This window comes from Halovenus halobia (genome assembly GCF_051414135.1).
Classification (GTDB): Archaea; Halobacteriota; Halobacteria; order Halobacteriales; family Haloarculaceae; genus Halovenus; species Halovenus halobia.
On sequence record NZ_JBLKOA010000001.1, the window covers coordinates 728,162 to 748,031 of the forward strand.

The window sequence follows — 19,870 nt, forward strand, 5'->3', positions numbered from 1 at the left end:
ACCTCCATGGCAGTGCCGCGACTGGTGTTGAGTGTTTTCAGCGGGGCCAGTCCAATCAGCCGCCCTGAGTGGCTCCCGGCTCAGGTTCCAAACGCTGCAGTAGAGCTTGGTGCCTCCCTGCTTGTTGTCGTACTGACGTGGGCGAGTGCACGAGTACTTGTTCGCATCTTTAGCCGTCGCATCGCACAGTTTGTCAGTCGGCCGAGTCTCACCCGCGTCTCGCTTGCAGCGATTCGGCTTGGCGTCTATGCCTTCGGGCTCTTGACACTGTTGCGCATCAACGGCCTCGATTTGGGCAATATCGCGCTGTCGGTGACAGTATTCTCAGCCGTGGTCGGTGTCATTCTCGCACCGATTGTCGGCAGTGTCATCAGCGGTGTCTTTCTGCTGGCCGACCAACCGTACGAAATCGGGGATATGATCGAACTCCCGGACCAAGGGCAGGGGACACGGGGCTTCGTCGACGATATCACACTTCGATACACCAAGGTATTCACACTGGATAATACATTTCTGGTCGTTCCAAACGGCGAGATGCGCTCACGGGACGTTATCAACTACTCCGCCGAGGACACGCGCGTCCGACTTGGCCTTGATGTCTTGATCACCTACGAAAGCGATGTGAAGACGGCACGGAACAAAATCGAAGCGAGCGCGCGGCATGTGGACGACGTTATCTCGGGCGGGCCACGAATCCGCGTCGGCGGCGCGCGCTACCCGGCGGGCCCGGACTGTCTCATCAGCGAGTTCGGCGACCACGGGGTGTTGCTCCGACTGCGCTACTGGGCAACGGAGCCGTACCGCCTCCAGACAGTCCGCTCGAAGGTCCAGACCAACATCTGGGATACGTTGCAGGACGAAGAGAACGTCGAGTTTGCCTACCCGCACTCACACATGGTGTTCGACGATACCAGCGGTCAACTACAGGTGGGCATCGGCGAGGGGAATACACGATACGAAGACGGCCCGGCGACGCGGATTGATACCGATACCGACCCAGAGGGACCGAACTGAGTTACACCAGCGTCGTCTTGTCTTTATCATGTGACCCGCTACCACCAGTCTCGCGGGGATTTACATACACAGGGGGCCTAGCACAGATGTGACAGAAGACAATGGGCACAAGAATCTCCGGATGCCCAACGACAATGAACTGTTTGCTGTCGTAGAGAGCCACGACGGTGGCAATCACGTCAGCCTGCAGTGCGAAGACGGTGAACGACGAATGGGACGTATCCCAGGACGCATGAAATATCGCGTCTGGATCGAAAAAGGCGATGTCGTGCTGGTCGAACCCTGGGACTGGCAAGACGAGAAAGGCGACATCGAGTGGCGATACGACAGCCAGGCCGCCGACCAACTTCGACGCGAAGGCCACATCGAATAATCGACGATTTTTCTGCGTTTTCTCGGTGGTGAGCCGCAGGCTCGTTGCTTCGACAGAGTTTCGACAAACACGTCTCGCGTGAACTGATGGGACAGATGGCCGCGTCTTACTCGGCGGTCAACGCTGCGGAGAGGTGGTCTGCTCCCTCTTCGTGAATGCTCTCGCCGTGGCCGACCAGGATTCGGTCGGCACTCCACTCGCTGAGTTGACTCGGTGGCGTTTCGAGAACCGGGTGGACGCCGAGTGGTTGCCCGTCGGGCGTAAAGCCCGAAGAAGTTCCGACCGCCTCGGGGACGACCAGCGTATCCATCGGTTCGCTGTACAGAATCGCCTCTTCCCAGTCGTCGGTGTCGGTGAGTTTGTGCAGTTCGTAACTCGTACCCGGAAGCTCGTCGGTGAGTAATTCGGCGTCACCGTCGCGTTTTTTCCGTCCCAACGTCATCCACTCGGGCATGTACACCGAAACGTCGTGACGGCTGGCGACAGCGGCCGAGTCACGCGTGTGGCGGTCTTGGAGGACGACGACGCCCGTCACTGTCCCGAGCGAGGCCAGTCGGTTATCCAGTTCGTCGGCGTCGACCGGGTCGACAACCCAGACGCCATTCTCGGTCGAGAGTGCGTGGCTGGCCCGATGTGGCTTCTCGTCTGGATACGCAATCCAACTGAATCCGTCACTCCATTCGGTCAGGGCGTCGAGACTTGGCTCTTCTCCGTTGTCAGTAGCCATACTTGATTATACACGAGCCACAATTAAGCGTCTGTGCACTACCTGGGCGAATCGTCCGTGGCCTGTCGGATGTGGCAGTGAACCACTGGTTTCCAAGTCTCGTGCTGACACCACTGTTCGACGACAATTTGTTTTATCGAAACTGGTATGTAAATTTAGATTGAAATGTGACGTATGAGGAGGCGCCACCTGCTCTCTGTTGCCGGCGCAACGTTGGGGGCGTCTGCTGGCTGTCTTCGCAGACTCACGGCCGACCGAGCAGATGGACCACCATCGGTCGATGCACCGACGGTCGAACTAGCTCCGGGCGAGGAGACGATGGCCACTGTCACGGCGAGGAACGTGGAATCGATGACAATCAATGTATTCGCCGTGGCAGTAGAGGACAAGCGAGCGACCCGACCAGGGGTCGCGATCAACGATGACCATCTCACGCCGACACCGACTAGCGCCGAAGACAGCATGCCTCCAAACTGGTACTGGTCACCGCCGCGAGCGACCGTGACGTACGAGACGCCAATCCGCGTCCCCACTGACGTTTCCCCGAACACGTACGAATATCCGGTGAATATCTCAAAAGACTCAGATAGAGCGTCGGAGCCGATCAGGGTGCGCGTAACGGCGTGAGAACGGTTCTCTCCCACACCGGAGCCAGATACGTCGGCTTTTATCTGTCCGACGACTCATTCAGGCAATGAGTTACCGAATCGGCCTCGTCGGCAAGCCCTCTGTTGGGAAGTCGACATTTTTCAATGCGGCGACGATGAACGACGTGCCCGAGGGAGCCTATCCCTTCACGACAATCGACCCGAGTCTCGGCGAAGCCTACGTTCGCACCGAGTGTGCAGCCCCGGAGTTCGGCCGGACCTGCCAGCCCTCTGTCGGCAAGTGCGAAGACGGTACTCGCTTCGTCCCGATCAAACTCGTCGACATCGCGGGGCTGGTCCCCGGCGCACACGAGGGCCGTGGACTTGGCAACCAGTTCCTGACCGACCTCAACGAAACCGACGCACTGATTCACGTCGTGGATTTCTCCGGCCAGACCGACGCTGAGGGAGAGGCAACGGAGGGTCACGACCCACGCGAGGATATCGAGTTTCTCGAAGACGAACTGGACGCGTGGTATCTCGACATTCTCCAGAAGGGTATCCAGCGCTACGAGGACAAGCAACTCTCCGACCCAGACCCCGAGGAGATTCTCGGCGAGCAACTGTCGGCATTTGGTATCAGTCCAGCAGCGATCAAACAGACGATTCTCTCGATTGGGCTCACAGTCGAGCCGTCGGAGTGGGACGACGAAGCGCAGGAAACGCTCGCCCGTGAGATTCGCAAGCGAACAAAGCCGATGGTCATCGCGGCGAACAAGATGGACCTGCCCGAAGCACAGGACAACTGGAACGAGATTACGGAGGACCCAGCCTACGACCACCTCACGTTCGTTCCCGTCTCGGCCCACGCCGAAAAGGCGCTGAAAAACGGTGCCGAACAGGACGTACTGGAGTACGTGCCTGGTGACAGCGACTTCGAGATCACCGGGGACCTCCCGCGAGAGAAGAAGACCGGCCTCGAACAAATTCGGGAGTTTGCCGGCGAGTTCGACGGCACGGGCGTCCAGCAAGCGCTCGAAGCCGCCGTCTTCGACGTGCTGGAACTGAAGGCTGTCTTCCCCGGAACGGCGTCAGGAGAGTGGACGAACGGTCCGTTCCGAGACTGCTTTTTGCTTCCGAGCGACGCGACGGCTGAGGAGTTCGCCTATCACCTCCACACTGACATCGGCGAGGGATTCCTGCACGGTATCGACTGTCGGAGCGAACGACAGGTCGGCGCGGAGACGGTGCTGGACGACCGGGCGGTTATCGAGGTCATCTCGACTAATCAATAACCGGCTGGTTGGCCACCCTCTGGAGAATCCGGGGATACACTTTTCTACGACCCGGTCACAGACTTCGGTGGTATTGGGGGTATGAGCGGTTTCACATGACAGACACGACAGAGCGCATCGTAGAGTACTTCGAGTCGAGTGGTGTTGAAACAGTCTTTGGGTTTCCCTGTGAGCAGATGGACCCGTACTATTCGAGTCTCGCAGACTCGTCTATCCGCCACGTGTTAGCCCGGAGCGAGGCGAGTGCTGCGCTGATGGGCGATGGCTACGCTCGGGCCAGCAGACAGGTCGCCATCGTCGACGGTGTCGGCGGCCCCGGCGCGGCGTACATCGGAGCGGGCCTCTGTGAGGCCGACGGCGCTTCGAGCCCAGTGTTGGCGCTGACCGGCGGGAACGACCGGCCAATCCGAGGGCGCGAGGTTATTCAGGACGGTGACAACGAGGCCATATTGGACCCACACACCGACGTGAGCTACGACGCCGAGTCCGGTCCACGCGCTGTCGAGATGGTCCAGTCGGCAATTCGGCAGATGACCAGCGGTGTGCCCGGGCCTGCACACGTGAACCTCCCTGGAGACGTTCTCGACGAGGAGTGTGACGTCCGTCTCGCGAACACCGACACGGCCTATCCAGGCACCCGGCCGGCACCTGAAAGCGAACGCGTTCGAGAAATTCTCGAGTTGGTTGAATCGGCAGCGAAACCGGTCATCCTCGCCGGCGAGGGCGTGGTCCGTGCCGACGCGAGCGAGGAATTGGCTGCGTTCGCTGAACAGACACAGACGCCTGTCGTCACGTCGGTAAACGGGAAAGGAGCAGTCCCCGAGACCGAGCCGTACGCAGTCGGCACTGTTGGCCGGTGGGGCTTCTGTGAGCCAGCAAACGACGCGCTCGAAGCCGCAGACCTCGTGGTCGGTCTTGGCACCCGATTCAGCGACCTCACGACTGTCGGCTGGACGCTGATCTCCGACGAGACGGACATTGTCCACGTCGACCTCGACCCAGCCTGGCTTGGGAAAAATTACGACCCGACGGTCGCGGTGCAGGCTGACATTCGGGAGACACTGAACAGTCTCAACAGTGAGGTCGACCCAGCAGCCTTTACAGAACGAAAAGAGCGTATCGAGAGGCTCGCAGCCGAGCGCGAATCCTGGCGAGAAGGTCATCACGACGCACTGACCAGCGACGACAGTCCGGTAAAGACACAGCGCATTATTGGGGAGCTGAACCGGGTAATTCCCGAAGACGGAGTGCTGGTCAGTGCAACGAGTTTTGCTGGCTTCTTTTCGGCTGCCTTCTACGAAGTTGACCGGGCTGGACTGGGATACATTCAGGCACGTGGCAGTGACGGCATCAACGCCTGTCTCCCGCAGGCGCTGGGGGTCCAAGTAGCACGGCCCGACGAGACTGTCGTTGCGCTCACTGGCGACGGAGGTGTTGGATATCATATTGCTGACCTCGAAACGGCAGCCCGTGAGGAGTTACCACTGACAGTCGTTGTACTGAACAACGATGGGCTCGGCTCCTCGAAAGCCAGCCAACAGGCCACTGACGCCTTCGAGCTCTCGACTGATTTTGCCGAGGGTGTCGATTACGCTCAGGTTGCCCGCGGGTTTGGCTGTGAAGCCACACGAATCGACGAGCCAGACCGGTTCGTCGATGAACTCGAAGCGGCAGTTGCGAGCGACCAGCCAACGCTGCTCGATGTCCAGGTCGACCCGTTCACGCTCCCGCCAATTATCGTCGAAAATTAGCCGGATGCGCTCAGAAAATCGGATTGTAGATTTCACCGCCAGTGTCGTCGTATCGCTGCTCGAGTACCTCACGAAGATACGCTGCCCCAAACATCTCCTCGATATCGAACGGGCCAGTCTCACTATCGCCGCCACGCTTGAGAATCTCGTTGACAGTGTCTGCGTCGGCCACTCCATCAGCAACCAACCGGTGTGCCTCGTTGGCGAGTGCGGCGAGAATTGGCGTCACGTCGTGTGGGTCGTCGGGCTTTGGACGGCGACACTCTCCGTTATCCCACTCGAAAAAGCCTCTACTCGTTTTCTTTCCGAGATGGCCGTCTTCGACCATCTGTTCCATTCGCTCGCGGGTCGCTGTCGGTGGCTGGTATCGCTCGCCGTAGACGCTGAGATTATCGACCGTATCGAGATGGACATCGAGTCCGATCTGGTCGATTAACTCGAAGGGACCAGTGTCGAAGCCGGCGTTTCGCGCCCCGCTGTCGACCGCCGCAGGCTCCGCACGGAGGAGTTCCCAGCTAGCCGCACACTTGATACTCGCCGAGAGACGCGAGAGACCATTTGCCCTGTACTCGGTCTGGAGTCTAATCGGCGTTCGGCCGATGGTTTCTGCAACGGCAGTCGCGGCGTCGAGTGCACGGGCCGTCGCTTGGTCGCCCGAGAGTTCGACGATGTCGCGATGCAGGGCAGGATTTGCAAAGTGAAACAGGACGACACGTTCGGGGTGTTCGAGTGATGCGGCAATGTCGCCCGGCGTGAGCGAAGACGTGTTCGTTCCGATAACCGCCTCAGCGCGCAGTACATCTTCGAGGTCCCCCATCAGCCCACGCTTGAGTTCGAGGTTCTCCGGAACTGCCTCCACGACGAAGTCAGCACCAGACAGGCTCTGCAACTCGGTGCTGTAGTTGATGCGTGCTGCTGGCTCGTCCGCAACGTCGAGATTCGAGCGTTCGAGTTCTGCGACAAGTTCGGACTCGTGGAACGCGCTGGCGTCCTGCAGCGCGGTCTGGTCGACATCGACGAGCGTGACCGCATATCCCGCATTTGCCAGAAGCCCAGCGATGTCACGCCCCATGAGTCCCGCTCCGACGACACCAGTTGAGTCGATTTTCATAGTTCCTTCTCCACGGCAATGCCGGGTGAATCGGCATAATTCATTCGGAGTGCATAGTACAGCAGTCCCACAGCCAGCGCGAGAAGCCAGCCAACGAACAGGGTCACCGTCTGACTAGCGAGCAAGACGATCAACAGGAGATTGAGTGGCACGGCAAGCACCGCCATCACGAGAATTAGCTGGGTTGGAACGGGAACAACGTCTGGATTGAAATCATCCGGCTGAGTCCTTATGACAACGATTGCAGCCAGCATCACGATTGTGACGATGAACGCACCGCCCAGACCGAGGAGCGCGCCCATGTCCTCGAACGGCAGTGGTGCAAAGACAGCACCAGCACTGAGCAGGTAGGTTCCGAGCAGTGCCCAGTGTGCAGTCCCGTACCGGTCGTTCGTGGCAGCGAACGCCGCCGGAAAGATGCCATCGCTAGCCAGTGCCTGCGCGTACCGCGGGACCAGAATAAACGCCGCATTCAGACTCGTCGCGATTGCAAACAGCGCCCCAAACACGACGAACACTGTCTGAAACGCGGGGGAGAGAAACTGTTCTGCGGGTGTGGCAAGCGTTTGCCCGGCCATCGCCTCGACCCCAATCGTGCCGACGGAGACGGCTGTAACTGAGATGTAGAGGACGAACACGAGTGGGATGGCAATCATGAACGACCGCGGAATCGTCACAGTCGCGTCGCGGAGGTCGCCCCCGAGGTCGATCACGAAATTGGCACCGAGACAGGTGAAATAGAGCAGGCCAGCCCCAGCCAGAATGCCCAGAGAGTTGCCCGCGAAGAGTGGTGTCAGGTTGACTGGTTCGACGGCGGGAATCCCGAACAGAATGAACGAACCGAGGGCGACGAGCAACCCGACAAACATCAGCAGTTGCGCGCGAGCAGCGGGACGGATTCCAAAGAGATTCAGTACGAAAAAGACCGTGAGGACGCCGAATCCACTAATTTCTGGCGAGACTGGAAGCAGTGGGTCCAGATACTGCCCTGCCGTCAGCGCATAGAGCGGTAACCCGCCTGTGAACATGCTGACTCCCAGTCCCCACGCGGCAGCGAACGCAAGCCAGTTTCCGACGAACCGTTTCGGGTACTGGTAGTGGCCACACGTCGTTGGAAAGGCAGCCCCCAGCATCGCCGTCGGAACGAGACCAAGCGTCGCAATCGTGATTGCAATTCCAAACGAGACGAGCACACCAGCGCCGGCGACAGAGACACCGACACCGACGAGCGCGAACAGTGCCCCACCAATGATGAGTCCAACTTCTATGACCACCGCGTCCAGCAGCCCGATACTCTCTTCGCCCCCCTGTGACGAGTTAGAACGTGACATCCCCCTGAATTCCGGTGCTCTCCAGAGCGTATTAAAGGTTCACCGCCAGCGTGGCTGAGGGAACCTCGCTGTCCCAACAGTCATTTGCTGTGCGGTAGTACGCTCTGGTATGCTCGATGAACTCCGCTGGCTGGCACTCGAAGTCAAGTACCTGGACCGAGCACAGTCCTTCTACGAGGCGTTTCTCGACCTCGACGTCCGCCGGACGGGCGACCACGAGGTTGCGCTCGCGGCCGGAGAGACTGACCTGCTCCTCAGGCGGCCAGAGGCCGTGCCACGTGGCGGGTTGCATACACATTTCGCGATGTCGATTCCCCACGACGAGTACGACACGTGGTACGAGCGCCTCGACGAACGATTCGAGCTGGTCGAGCACACATTCGGCGACGCGAAGTCGCTGTACTTCTACGACACGGAGACGAACTGTGTAGAACTCGGTCAGTCCGATGTCGCAGGCCCCGGAGTCGACGGGATATTCGAGGTGGTGTTCGAGGTGGCGGACCTGGACCGCGCACAAAAACTGTACGAACAGCTGGGTTTCGAGACGGTCGATGAAGGTGACCAGCGCAAGCGCGTGCGCATGACCGCCGGGTCGTTCGATATCGAACTCTGGGAGCCACATCTCGGACTCGCAGACGCCCGCGGCGGCGTCCACGTCGACGTTGGTATCGCAACGGGGCAGGCCGACGAAATAATCGAGAGCGTACAGGACGACGTCGTTGCGGTGGAAGCGGTGGACTCGGGCTATCGGCTGGAGGACCCGGACGGCCATCACGTCACGCTGGTCCAGCAGTGAGAACCCTATCCTTTTCTACCGGCGGGCGCGCATTAGCTCCATGGAGAGTCTCAATCGGATGGCCACCGAGTTGGTCGACGAGGCCATCGAGTTTGCCGACGAATTGACTATCGACGTACACCAGCTAACTGGTGACGCCGCGGTGCTCGATTTCGGAGTGCAGACGCCGGGTGCTATCGAAGCTGGGTTGCTGCTTGCAGAGATTCAAACTGCCGGGATGGCAACTGTTCAGACCCACACTGGCCGAGTCGCGGGGACACCCCGAACACACGTTGAGCTATCGACCGACCAGCCAGCGCTGTCGCTGCTCTGTGCCGGAAAGGGAGGGTGGGAACTCGTGACCGACGACTTCGAGGGACTGGGGAGTGGCCCCGCCCGCGCGCTCGTCGCTGAAGAAGACATCTTCGACAGAGTGGGATACGCCGAGGAGTTCGACTTTGCTGTATTGGTCGTCGAGTCTGACCAGCTTCCAGACGAGGCTGTTGCCCGGCAGGTTGCTGACCGCGCCGGCGTCCCCGAAAGTGGTGTCTTCTTGCCCACCTACGCCGCGGCAAGCATCACCGGCAGTGTCGTCGGGGCAGCCCGCGCAACCGAACTCGCTGTCTACCGCCTGACTGAACTCGGCTACGACCCCCTCGACGTACTCTCAGCGTCAGGGACCGCGCCAGTCGCGCCCGTCGCAGGTGACGAATCCACAGCGATGGCCTACACGAACGACGCCGTGATGTACGGCGGCGAGGTCCACCTCGTTGTCGACGAACCGTTCGACCGATTCGACGAGGTTGCCTCGTCTGCTCGCAGCGACTACGGCGAACCGTTCGCCGACATCTCCGAGTCAGTCGACCACGATTACAGCGAACTCGACCGGGGGCTGTTCGCCCCGGCACAGGTGACGATTGATGTCGTCGGTGGCGAGACACACGTCGTCGGCGACACCGCAGAGGACGTGCTGGCCGAAAGTTACGGCTTCTGAGCGACTATCAGGCAGGATACGCCAGTCACGATACCCTGCCGGTGAGAGCGAACAATCACCTCGAATCGGAAACGGTAAACTGCTGACTGACCATTCAGTCAATATGCGCAGTCACTCGTATTTTTCGGCTGGTCCGGCGTCAGTGTGGCCGAAACTCCCACGTTTGTGGGATGGTAGTGAATGAGCGAAGAAGAGGGTGGCATCACTCACGAGCAGTACGTCATTATCGGCTCGGTTATCGCGAGCACCTTCTTCGTCGGGTTCGGTGGTGGCGTCATCTTCCCGATCCTTCCGAATCTCGGTTCCGTACTCGGCATCTCACCATTGTTCGTTGGACTGATTCTCAGTGCGAACCGGTTTGCTCGGCTGGTTGCAAACGCGCCGGCCGGGAGTATCGTCGACCGCGTCGGGACGCGTACACCCTTCATCGCTGGCCTGTTCATCCAGGCCGTCGGTACCTCTGGCTACATCGTCGCGTACTTCTCGGCTGTCCCCGAACCGTGGTTTCTGCTGACGCGAATCCTCTGGGGCCTCGGCAGCGCGCTCGTGTTCGCAACGGCCTACACTATCGCCGCAGACGTGAGCAAGAGCGGCTCCCGTGGGACAAGTATGGGACTGATTCGCGGCGGAACCATCTTCGGATTCCCCACTGGACTCGTCGTGGGTGGCGTCGTCAGCGACGTTGCTGATAGGGTGATTTGGAATCTCCCTGGCGACGTTGTGGCCTTCTCTGTGGCGACAATGTTCGCACTCCTGGCCGCGCTGCTGGCCTATCTGTTCGTTCCCGAAACCCACGTCGAGGGCGAGGCAAATAGTTCGGTGAAGCCGTGGGAAATCGACAGCAGTCCGACGACGCTCACCGTTGGACTCGTGAATTTCACAATTCTCTTTGGCTACATCGGCGCGCTGTTCTCGACGCTCGTGCTCTTTCTCAACCGGCGCAATCTCGCCGTCCTCGGGTTCGACGCACAGGGGAGTTCGGGGATGTTCATGGCGATTACCGTCCTCGGCGCAGCGGTGTTCATGCTCGGCGGTGGATATCTGAGCGACCGTCGCAAATCTCGCGTCCCGATTCTGTTGTTTTTCATTGGCGTGACCTCAGTTGGCTTTTTGATTCTCGCTATTGCGAATTCGGTTCCAACCCTGATGCTCGCTTGCGTGTTGATCGGCAGCGGACAGGGCGGAACCAGCGGCCCACTGGTCGCGCTGCTTGCAGACCTCACTCCCGCCGACCAGATGGGTCGAGCCTCCGGGACGAACAATGTCCTCGGAGACATCGGCGGCGGACTGGGGCCACTGGTGTCGCTGCCACTCATCGAAGCCGTCGGATTTACGCCAATCTACGCGGCCTGTGCGTTGTTGCCGCTGACCGCGGGCGTGATTCTCCTCGTTGGGATTCGCTACGAGACAGGGCGACTCTTTCCAGAAACAGATTACATCGACATGTCAACAGAGTCACCGCGAGACTCTCCAGCAGACTAGAGCACGCCCATCTCGTCGAGCCGTTCTGGCAGATACGTATCGGTCACGAAGTCGAGACCACGAGAGGCCAGTGACTGCTGTTCGGATTTCTTCTCGATGTCGAGTTGGAGTTCGATCTGCTCCTCCCAGAACTCGGTCTGGAACCGCGGGTCGTCGAGTTCGGACTCTAAGGCGTTGATATCAGAATCGCTGAGTGGGTCGGTGGGCAGGTCGTATTCGACGATATCCTGCGGTCGGATGCCGACGAAATCTGCCTCTGGGGTCGCGAGATACTCCGACAGATGTGCGCTTTTGATCGAGCCGTACGCAACAGAGCCGTAGATACGGTAACTCCAGGGGTCACCGTCAGTGAAGACGACCACCGGGAGGCCGAGTTCGTCGTGCAGCCGTTTCGTAATCCGACGAGTCGCCCGTGCGGGCTGGCCCTTCAGGTGCACAATAACCGAGTTGTAATCCTCGTCGAAGCCGTTCTCGACGAGTCGGTCACGCATACCACCGGTCTCCACACACAGAACGAAATCGGCGTCGTGGTCGAGGAAATCGATGGTGTCGGGGTTGTTTGGAATCTGGTAGCCACCCTCACCGACGTCTTTCTGGCAGTGGATTTCTCGCTCACCGCGGCGAGTCTGTTCGCGCAACTTCAGCGGCCCCATAATCGTCGCGCCGGATTCCTCCGGGCGCATGCGGAAATCTTCCCGCGTCGCGCCAGAAACGATTTCGAGGTCTTCGATAAGGGAGTTGGATTCGTCCTGACTGCCGAACTGGGCTTCGTCCAGGTCCCACGACTCCGAGAGGTAATACAGTTCTCGCAGCGTCGAAGAGCGGTCCTGTTCGATCTGGTTGACCAGAAAGTCGATTGTGTAGGAGGCTTTGAGCAGTTTTTCAGCCCCGCTGACGGTCTTTGCCGTCCGCGTCGAGGTGCGGTCGCCGTAGACCCAGACCTCTTCGTCCTCGTCGTATTCGATGTTGGTCTTCGTTCGGGTTGGGACCTGCATCTGGGGGACGTTGCCCTCGTCGAACTGCTCGTAGAACTGTTCGGCCAGCGCCATCAGTTGCTCGCGTGGGTTGGGTGTGTCTTCTGTGCTCATTGTTAGGCGTCGATAGTCAGTTTCTCGTCTTCGATGCCGTCAACCGAGAGATTCGCCTCGGCGCTGTCTGCAACCTCGTAGCGCAAGGTCTGCTCGTCGCCGCTGTCGACGGTTGGATTCCACTTAATGAACCACTCGCCGTCCATCTCGATGACCTGCGCGTCGCCGTTGGTCTCTGGTTCGGCGCTGACGATTTCGGTAATCTCCAACTCAGCCTGTGTGTCTGAGTTGTTCTCAACAGTCACTTCCATGGCCCCGTCAGACTCCTCTCGCTCGACGAGCACGTCGTTCATGATGCGGGCGAGTGTGCCGTCGATTTCGAGCTCCTCGTTCTCCGTGACGCTGGTGAGTTTCTCGGCCATCTCCGGGAGGATAGTCGCGAGTTTGTCCTGCTTTTGTCGGCGCTGTTGCATCGAGCGACGCTTGTTGAGGAAGCTCTTGAGTTCGCGAGCCGCCTCGCGGACTGCCAGTTCGATTTCGTGTTCGATCTCCGGAACGTTCGCAACGGCGTCTTTGGACTCACTCGTGAACGGAACGTTTGTCGACGCGATGTGGACCATAATCACTGCGGGTCCGTTCGGAAGACCGCTGCCGCCGGGTTGGTCGAGTCCGTAGTTCCGCCAGCCGATATCTTTCAGCACGTCAGTTGTCGCACACGCGCCGCGCTGGTAGACCAGCGGGACACGATTGGCAAAGCGCATCACGTCCGCCTTGCCGCCGTCTTCGAGTTCGCCGCCGTAGGCAATTCCCGCTTCGACGATGAATGGGTCGCCGCCGTGGACTGCGGCGTCTCGGGTCGAAGCCGCGTAGAAATCCGCGTCGTACTCCTTGCGGAGGCCAGCCTCGACCAGTTCGTCCGTAATCGGTGCCAGACAGTCTGTCGGCGGCGAGATGATGTCTGTCTCTCGCATCGCCGTCAGCAGTTCAGAGGCTGCGTCGCGGTCGGACGCGATCTCAGTGATCTGTGGCGGGTCGTCCGGAACCTTCGAGGCCGTCTCCCACAGTGCCTCGGTGATGTTCTCTCGGGCGGTGTCGCCGAACGTTGCGTCGTCGCGGTCCTCGGTCATCTCCGCCGCCCGGTCGACGAAACGGCGCACTTCGTTCTCGACGAAGCGGTGTCGGTCACCGGTCTCGAACTTGGCCGCGAGTCGCTCGGCCATCGCCTGTATCACTGCATCGTCCTTTCGCTTCGTCGTCACGTCGTCGATGAGCGCGTAGATGTCTGACTCCCGCTCGTCGGTTATCGCCGACCACGCGGCGTCTCTGGCCTTCTCACGGACCGTCGCGCCGAAGGTCGTGCCGTGCTCGGTCTGGATGTCGTCGGCAGTCTCCTCGATGATGGTGGTCAGTTCGTGATGGGCGAGTCGCTCGTGGTCCTGAATCGCGTCGAGTACGCGCTCGGCAAAGTCGGCAGTGACCTCAGTTCCCTTGTTGGCGACTGCGTCGGTGATTGCCGCTTCGATATCGGCGTCTTCGTGGGCTTCTGGTGGCCGCCAGCGTAGCTCACGGCCGTAATGTCGGTCGTTGAACGCTTCGATAACCGAATCGGCGGTCTTCTGGCCGACCCGGGTAAACTCTCCCTGCATAAACCCTGACAGCGAGTACGAATCGGTCGACTCGGCCATCTTGATCAGCGTCCCGAGTTCGACGCCGTGTGGGTGTGGGCGAATTTCTTCCGTCTCCGCCGGGAGTTGGTCCGTCGCACGCTCGAATTTGAACTCTGCTTTCGGCTCGCGCAACTCCAGTCGGGCGTGTGGGTTGACGACCGCAGTATGTTTGATGTAGTCGTGGAGTTGCTGTCGAGCACGCATGTTCGCCTCCATCTCCAGTTCGATACGCGTGCCGTGTGGACGGTCCCACGAGGTTGGCTCCTCGGCGCTAATCTCCGGTTCGTTTGTCTCAGTGTCGACAATCAACTCGAAATACTGTGCCTGCTCACCCCCCTCCGTCCGTGAGGTGATTCGCGCTGGCTTGCCCGATGTCAACTGCGAGTACAGCACTGCTGCGGAGATACCGATTCCCTGCTGTCCGCGGCTGTTTTTGACAGACAGCGCCCCGTCGTTCACGACGACGAAGTTCTCGTCGCGGCCGGTCGCTCCCGGAACAGAGATGTCGTAGACGTACTCCGGCGGCTCCGTCTTGCGGACCTCTTTTACTGGCAGGAGACACACGTCCGTCTCCGTAATACCCTGCAGACGCTTGATGTGCTCCCAGACGTCTCTGAGCGTCTCTGTGGGGCGATGTTTCTCGTCCAACAGTCCTATCTCTTCGAGATTGTGAACGTACCGCGGTTTCTCGACGCAGTTTCCGTCGAGCGCCTCTTCGATGAGCGACTGGTACACCTCGGCGTGTTCGAGTGACGAGCCGACTCCGACCCCCATCAGCAATCCGGGTATTGAATCCGGGACGGTTTCGTGCGAAACCTCTCCGACCGCGAGTTCTTCGAGCAACGATGTCGGCACTCGCTTGTATCGCTGTTCGCCAGCGTCCAGCGAGCGCTCGAATTCGTCGAGGGTTTCGACGTCACCGCCGTAAACTTTCGTCCGGTACTGTGTAGTCGTTCCGTCGCCGTAGCCGTTAGTCGACTCAGTCTGTTCGGTGCTGGCGAGCACCCCCTGCATATTCCAGAGTACCGAGAGCTGGCGCGCGAGCCGCTCGCTCACCGTCGTGTGAGAGAGTTCGTTGCTCGGATGGCTGTCGGAGCCGTCCCCTTGGTACAGTGCCGTAATGAACTCGCGCTGGTGCTCCAGAGAAACCCGGAAGACGAACTCGGGTATTTGTTTTGTTTCGGCGGCGTCGCCACAGACGCTCTCCAGAAACAGCGCCAGCGGCGAATCGAAGGCTTTGACCCGGGTCGAGTTTCGCTCGCGCTGGACCGTCGTCGACTCCGTTCCCAGCGCCGCGAACGTCTGTTCCGTGTGTTCGATCAACTCCTGCTCGTGTGAGCCGAACGTCAGGCCGACCTGTCGCGGTCCGGCGTGTCCTTCGGCGACGTAGTAGCCGAGTAACCGCATGAAATCCGTAGAAACTGGTACCGTGACCGGGAGTTCAGTCGCCTCTCCGCCGACCTGGTACGTTCGAAACGTACAGTCCCGCGTCGCGGCGAGAGACTCCCAGCCGAGTTCGAGAACGGTCTCGACCGGCAGATACCCGTCTTTTAGGTAGTTCGTTTCGAGGCTGTCTTTGAGGATATCGACCCCGTTGTACCGGTAGTACGTCCGCTTTCGGTCGCTCTCCGGCGAAGGCTTCTTGCGTACGTTCTCGCCGTCACGAATTCGTTCGAGGTCAGAGGACTCGAATCCGTACACGTAGGCTCGCCGGTCCTCGAACTGAGACGGGCGGAGGTGTTCGAGCAGATTCACCTCCGAGAGCGAATCCTCGGGCGTCGGGAGCGAGCGCGGCGCGAGAACGGTGTCGCCGGGTTCGAGAGCCCCCGCCGCTACTTCTGTCGTCTCGCCGTCGGCGCTGACCGAGAACAGGCTGTGGTTGCCCGTGACTTCGACCGTCCGGCCCCTCTCCGTCAGTATTTCGTAGGTCTGTTCGTCGGTTTCGTGCCGAATTGCGTGGGTGACCGGTTGCCAGGTCATCTCGTGGGTCTCGCGGTCGAACGACGGCACCTCGATGCCCGCCGGCACGCGGCGACCGGCCTCGCCGTCTTCGGGCAGATAGGCGTCACACAACACACCGATGGGAACAGTATCGACCTCGCCGTCACGTCGGACCAGCAGCTCCTGGTCGGGCGTTAGCGACTGCTCGCGTTTGTGAAATCGTGAGCCGTAGAGCAGTTTCCCGAAGACTTTCGGCACCTGTTCTTTGGTAATTCCCGGGCCGTTGTCCTCGATAACGAGCGTGTAGTAGTCGCGGTTTTCCTCGATTTCGACGTAAATATCCGGCAGAATACCGGCTTCCTCACAGGCGTCGAGCGAGTTGTCGACCCCTTCCTTGACCGCAGTAACAAGCCCCCGGGCCCCCGAATCGAACCCGAGCATATGCTTGTTCTTCTCGAAGAACTCGGCGATGGAGATAGAACGCTGGCTCTCGGCCAGCTCCTCGGCAACGCCTCCATCGTCGCCGAGCTGAGACTGATATGATGTCATCGCCTCTCCCTACCCAGCCAACGCTTAAAGATTGTACGCAAGCGGGGTGAAACTGAAACCTCGACAGCGAGGTTTCCAGCAACCAGAACAAATGGCCGCTTCCTTTCCAGCAATAACATGAAACCCCTTCTGTGCTTAGCAAAGTATTTACAGCTCACTGGAATACGGCGAGTAATGGCAACTGAATCAGACCTCGTCAACCACGAGAATCTCCGCTCGTTTCTGGCCGAGCATCTCGGAGAGACCGAGGACTTCGACGTACAGCGCCACGACCAGGGCTTCTCGAACGAGACGCTGTTCGTCACCTGGGGTGACACGGAACTGGTCATCCGCCGCCCGCCAATCGGCGAGACGGCCGACACCGCCCACGATGTGCTTCGGGAGTACGAAGTCGCCGACGCATTGCAGGACACCGACGTTCCAGTCCCGAAGACGGTGGCAGCGACGGAAGACAGCGAGATAATCGGCGTACCGTTCTACGTCATGGAACGACTCGACGGCGACGTGCTCCGGTACTCCGAGCCAGACCGCTTCGAGAATCCCGAGGCGCGTGCTGGAATCGGGACAGAGATGATCGACACGCTCGCGTCGATTCACTCCGTCGAGTACGAGTCCCTTGGCCTCGGCGACTTTGGCAACCCAGATGGTTTCACCGAACGACAGGTCGAACGCTGGCAGGGCCAGTTCGAGTGGGCCTTCGAGGAGACAACTGCGTCTCGCGAGGTTCCCGAGATTGCAGAAATTGGCGACTGGCTGGCCGACAATGTCCCAGACGAACCCGCCCACACGCTCGTCCACGGCGACTACAAACTGGACAACGTCATTTTCGGTCCCGACGCCGACCCCGAACTCGCTGGTGTTCTCGACTGGGAGATGAGCACACTCGGCGACCCGCTCACCGACCTTGGCTGGTTCCTCTTTTTCTGGCTCGACCCGGTCGAGGGCGACCGCTCGCCGCTGATGCAAACCATGGCACCCACATTCCTCACGGGCGACGACTACCACTCACGTGAAGCGTTGGTCGACCGGTACGAGCAGCAAACCGGCGTCGAGGTAGAGAACCTCAAATTCTATCGCGTGCTCGCCGTCTACAAGATGGCCGCACTCGGCGAGATGTTCTACGCTCGGTATCTCATGGGCAACAGCGACAGTACGTTCTACGCGATGATGGAAGACGGCGTCCCGCAACTGGCCAAGCACGCACTGGAAATTATCGACGGGGAACGCCCGATCTGAGCCGATGACAGACAGTTCACAGGGAGTGACCTGCAACCGAGTGGACCGATTAGAGGATATCCCAGAGCCGGTACCGACCGGCGAGTTCGTCGTCGTCGACGTGATTATCTCTTCGACGAGTATCGTTCGCCTGCTGGAGGAGGGTGCGTCCTACGTCAAGCCCTTCGGTAGTGTCGAAGCCGCGCTGGAGTTCAAGCGTGAGACCGACGACGCCCTGCTGGTCGGCGAGGACGGCGGCGGGCCAATCGAGGGCTTCGACCTCTCGCCGCTGCCCTCGGTCATCGCCGACGCCGATATCGAAGGACGACCGGTCGGGATTCGCACATCCAATGGCACGCGTGCAATGGAACGAATTGGCCATGCTGAGGGGTTGCTCGTCGGCAGCACCGTCAATGCCGGTGCCGTCGCCGAGGTGCTTCGCGAGCGGAACCGTGACTCGCTGGTCGTTGCTGCGGGTCGACAGGGCGAGGTTGTGACAGAGGACACGGTGGGCGCAGAGTTGATTACGGCTCGATACCACGGCGAGTCGATAGATGAATCGCACCTCCAAAAGCGACTACGAGAGTCCTCGACGGCGGAGTGGCTGAGAGAAATTGGCTACGGTCACGAAGTCGACGCGCTCGCGGCCTTCGACTCCTCGGAGACGGTGCCGACACTCGAAGACGGGCTGTTCGTCTCCTACACGTCGTAGCCTTCCTCGCGAGCGCGCTCCAGAACCGTCTCGCTGGAGACGTGCTCGGGCGAGCAGTCCTCGTCAGCGAGTTCGAGGACCATCTCGGCCAGCGGAAGCGCAATGGACCGCAGGTCACGGGCGTCGAGTTTGTCGAGCGTGTCAGCGTGGGTGTGCCCCCAGCCTCGTCGGTCCGACCCGCCGACAGAGTAGGCCATGGCCGCCGGGACGCCCTCGCGAGCGAACGGCCAGTGGTCGCTGTGGGTGTTGACCTTCTCGTTGACATCGATGGGCGTGGACCCACGCTCGTCGACTCTCTCGGCGGCCTCGGCAATCGCCTCGAATCCGTGAGTATCGACAGCGAGGTCACGGGTCGTCCCGATGCCGTCGAGGTTGAACACTGCCTTAATATCGTCGTGGTCCAACTGCTCGGCGGCGTGTGTCGAGCCCAGCAGTCCGATTTCCTCTGCGCCGAAGGTGGTGGCCCTGACCGCGGTCTCGAGGTCGTCTTCGACAGTCTTCAGGATGCGCGCAACTTCCACGACCAGCGCACAGCCACAGCCATTGTCGTTGGCTCCCTCGGCGATGTCGTGGGCGTCGTGATGGGCCGTGAGCAGTAGTTCGTCGTCGGTGTCTGGACCCAGTCGGGCAGAGACGTTGGCGGAGGGACTGCGCTCGGTTTCGCACTCGACGGTCAGCTCCGCCTCGTCGATCGAGCGACGGGTGAGTTTGTCGGCGAGTTCACGGGAGATTCCAACACCGGGAATCTCGCCGGGCGGCGAGTCGCCGCCGATGCCGCCTGTCGGTGGAAGACAGCCGTCCCTCCGACTGCGGAAGAGGAAGCCAACAGCGCCGCGGTCGGCGGCCATCTCGTACTTTTCGCGGCGGTGGAGCCAGCGGTCGTAGGAGTCTGGCGTGCCACCCGAGGCGACAACCAGTGCACCCTCGACGTCGTTCTTGTCGTACTCTTCGGGTGTGCCGTAACCGACGTCGACGACTGGCCCTGCAACCTCTCCCGGCGGCGTCAACGGCAGACCGATGAGCTCGTGTGACCCCGTGTACGTACGGCCAGTGCTCGGGATTCGGAGTTCCGAGCGGCCGCGGTACCACGTCGGGACCTCGAACTCCTCGACAGTCACGTCTTCGAGACCGAGGTCACGGAACTGCTCAGCCATTGTCTCGATAGCGGCCTGTTCGCCCTCGTGGCCGGCCATCCGGGGCGCACAGTCGACGAGCCTGTTCAGCAACTCCCAGGAGACTGATTCTGTGTACGTCGACCCAATCGTCTGTTCGGGCATTCGCATACCAGTTCATTCTGGCCCCAGTCGCCTCAAATGTG

At 60.4% G+C, this 19,870-nt stretch carries 16 protein-coding genes; 10 read left to right on the top strand and 6 right to left on the bottom strand.

The window, feature by feature from the left end; all coding sequences use genetic code 11:
- The first annotated feature begins 6 nt into the window (after window positions 1–6).
- A complete protein-coding gene (locus ACMGFM_RS04035) occupies window positions 7–1,014 on the top strand; it encodes a mechanosensitive ion channel family protein (protein WP_436901156.1) in 1,008 nt (335 codons plus the stop codon).
- An 88-nt stretch (window positions 1,015–1,102) separates the two neighbouring features.
- Entirely contained in the window at window positions 1,103–1,387 is a 285-nt protein-coding gene (locus ACMGFM_RS04040) for a translation initiation factor eIF-1A (protein ID WP_436901157.1), read from the top strand.
- A 106-nt stretch (window positions 1,388–1,493) separates the two neighbouring features.
- Here the strand turns inward: ACMGFM_RS04040 and ACMGFM_RS04045 are convergent, their stop codons facing one another.
- Complete coding sequence (locus ACMGFM_RS04045) at window positions 1,494–2,114, bottom strand: hypothetical protein (RefSeq protein ID WP_436901158.1); 621 nt, start codon at window positions 2,112–2,114, stop codon at window positions 1,494–1,496.
- Window positions 2,115–2,288: 174 nt separating this feature from the next.
- Here ACMGFM_RS04045 and ACMGFM_RS04050 point away from each other — a divergent pair, with 174 nt between their 5' ends.
- The 3 genes from ACMGFM_RS04050 to ACMGFM_RS04060 all read left to right on the top strand — a co-directional run bounded on the left by ACMGFM_RS04050 (window position 2,289) and on the right by ACMGFM_RS04060 (window position 5,747).
- Window positions 2,289–2,741 carry a hypothetical protein gene (locus tag ACMGFM_RS04050; protein ID WP_436901159.1) on the top strand — a complete coding sequence of 151 codons (453 nt, stop codon included), beginning with the start codon at window positions 2,289–2,291 and terminating at the stop codon, window positions 2,739–2,741.
- Between the two features lie 67 nt (window positions 2,742–2,808).
- Window positions 2,809–3,996 (top strand): redox-regulated ATPase YchF, encoded by a 1,188-nt coding sequence (locus tag ACMGFM_RS04055; protein WP_436901160.1) that lies wholly within the window; start codon window positions 2,809–2,811, stop codon window positions 3,994–3,996.
- A gap of 95 nt (window positions 3,997–4,091) precedes the next feature.
- Window positions 4,092–5,747, top strand: coding sequence for a thiamine pyrophosphate-binding protein (locus tag ACMGFM_RS04060; RefSeq protein WP_436901161.1), 1,656 nt, complete (start codon window positions 4,092–4,094; stop codon window positions 5,745–5,747).
- A gap of 10 nt (window positions 5,748–5,757) precedes the next feature.
- Here ACMGFM_RS04060 and ACMGFM_RS04065 read toward each other — a convergent pair whose 3' ends face one another.
- Both ACMGFM_RS04065 and ACMGFM_RS04070 read right to left on the bottom strand, forming a co-directional pair.
- Window positions 5,758–6,858, bottom strand: a complete 1,101-nt coding sequence (locus ACMGFM_RS04065) for a 3-hydroxyacyl-CoA dehydrogenase (RefSeq protein WP_436901162.1) — start codon at window positions 6,856–6,858, stop codon at window positions 5,758–5,760.
- The gene (locus ACMGFM_RS04070; RefSeq protein ID WP_436901163.1) at window positions 6,855–8,189 is read right to left on the bottom strand and encodes an APC family permease; all 1,335 of its coding nucleotides are present in this window, start codon (window positions 8,187–8,189) and stop codon (window positions 6,855–6,857) included. The genes ACMGFM_RS04065 and ACMGFM_RS04070 overlap by 4 nt, the downstream gene beginning before the upstream one ends.
- Before the next feature lie 109 nt (window positions 8,190–8,298).
- Here ACMGFM_RS04070 and ACMGFM_RS04075 point away from each other — a divergent pair, with 109 nt between their 5' ends.
- The 3 genes from ACMGFM_RS04075 (at window position 8,299) to ACMGFM_RS04085 (ending at window position 11,440) form a co-directional block, all read left to right on the top strand.
- Window positions 8,299–8,985 carry a VOC family protein gene (locus ACMGFM_RS04075; RefSeq protein ID WP_436901164.1) on the top strand — a complete coding sequence of 229 codons (687 nt, stop codon included), beginning with the start codon at window positions 8,299–8,301 and terminating at the stop codon, window positions 8,983–8,985.
- Between the two features lie 40 nt (window positions 8,986–9,025).
- Window positions 9,026–9,958 (top strand): methenyltetrahydromethanopterin cyclohydrolase, encoded by a 933-nt coding sequence (mch, locus tag ACMGFM_RS04080; protein ID WP_436901165.1) that lies wholly within the window; start codon window positions 9,026–9,028, stop codon window positions 9,956–9,958.
- A gap of 180 nt (window positions 9,959–10,138) precedes the next feature.
- Window positions 10,139–11,440, top strand: coding sequence for an MFS transporter (locus ACMGFM_RS04085; RefSeq protein WP_436901166.1), 1,302 nt, complete (start codon window positions 10,139–10,141; stop codon window positions 11,438–11,440).
- On the opposite strand, the gene ACMGFM_RS04090 is transcribed toward ACMGFM_RS04085, so the two are convergent.
- The gene (locus tag ACMGFM_RS04090) at window positions 11,437–12,528 is read right to left on the bottom strand and encodes a DNA topoisomerase IV subunit A (RefSeq protein WP_436901167.1); all 1,092 of its coding nucleotides are present in this window, start codon (window positions 12,526–12,528) and stop codon (window positions 11,437–11,439) included. The two genes, ACMGFM_RS04085 and ACMGFM_RS04090, sit on opposite strands and share 4 nt — an antisense overlap.
- A 2-nt stretch (window positions 12,529–12,530) precedes the next feature.
- Window positions 12,531–16,625 carry an LAGLIDADG family homing endonuclease gene (locus tag ACMGFM_RS04095; protein ID WP_436901168.1) on the bottom strand — a complete coding sequence of 1,365 codons (4,095 nt, stop codon included), beginning with the start codon at window positions 16,623–16,625 and terminating at the stop codon, window positions 12,531–12,533.
- 174 nt (window positions 16,626–16,799) lie between these two features.
- On the opposite strand from ACMGFM_RS04095, the gene ACMGFM_RS04100 reads away from it, so the two are divergent.
- Window positions 16,800–17,861, top strand: a complete 1,062-nt coding sequence (locus tag ACMGFM_RS04100; RefSeq protein WP_436901169.1) for a phosphotransferase family protein — start codon at window positions 16,800–16,802, stop codon at window positions 17,859–17,861.
- Window positions 17,862–17,865: 4 nt separating this feature from the next.
- Window positions 17,866–18,552, top strand: a complete 687-nt coding sequence (locus tag ACMGFM_RS04105; RefSeq protein ID WP_436901170.1) for a 2-phosphosulfolactate phosphatase — start codon at window positions 17,866–17,868, stop codon at window positions 18,550–18,552.
- Here ACMGFM_RS04105 and ACMGFM_RS04110 read toward each other — a convergent pair.
- Window positions 18,540–19,835 (bottom strand): M28 family peptidase, encoded by a 1,296-nt coding sequence (locus ACMGFM_RS04110; RefSeq protein WP_436901171.1) that lies wholly within the window; start codon window positions 19,833–19,835, stop codon window positions 18,540–18,542. The genes ACMGFM_RS04105 and ACMGFM_RS04110 overlap by 13 nt on opposite strands.
- Window positions 19,836–19,870 lie beyond the last annotated feature (35 nt).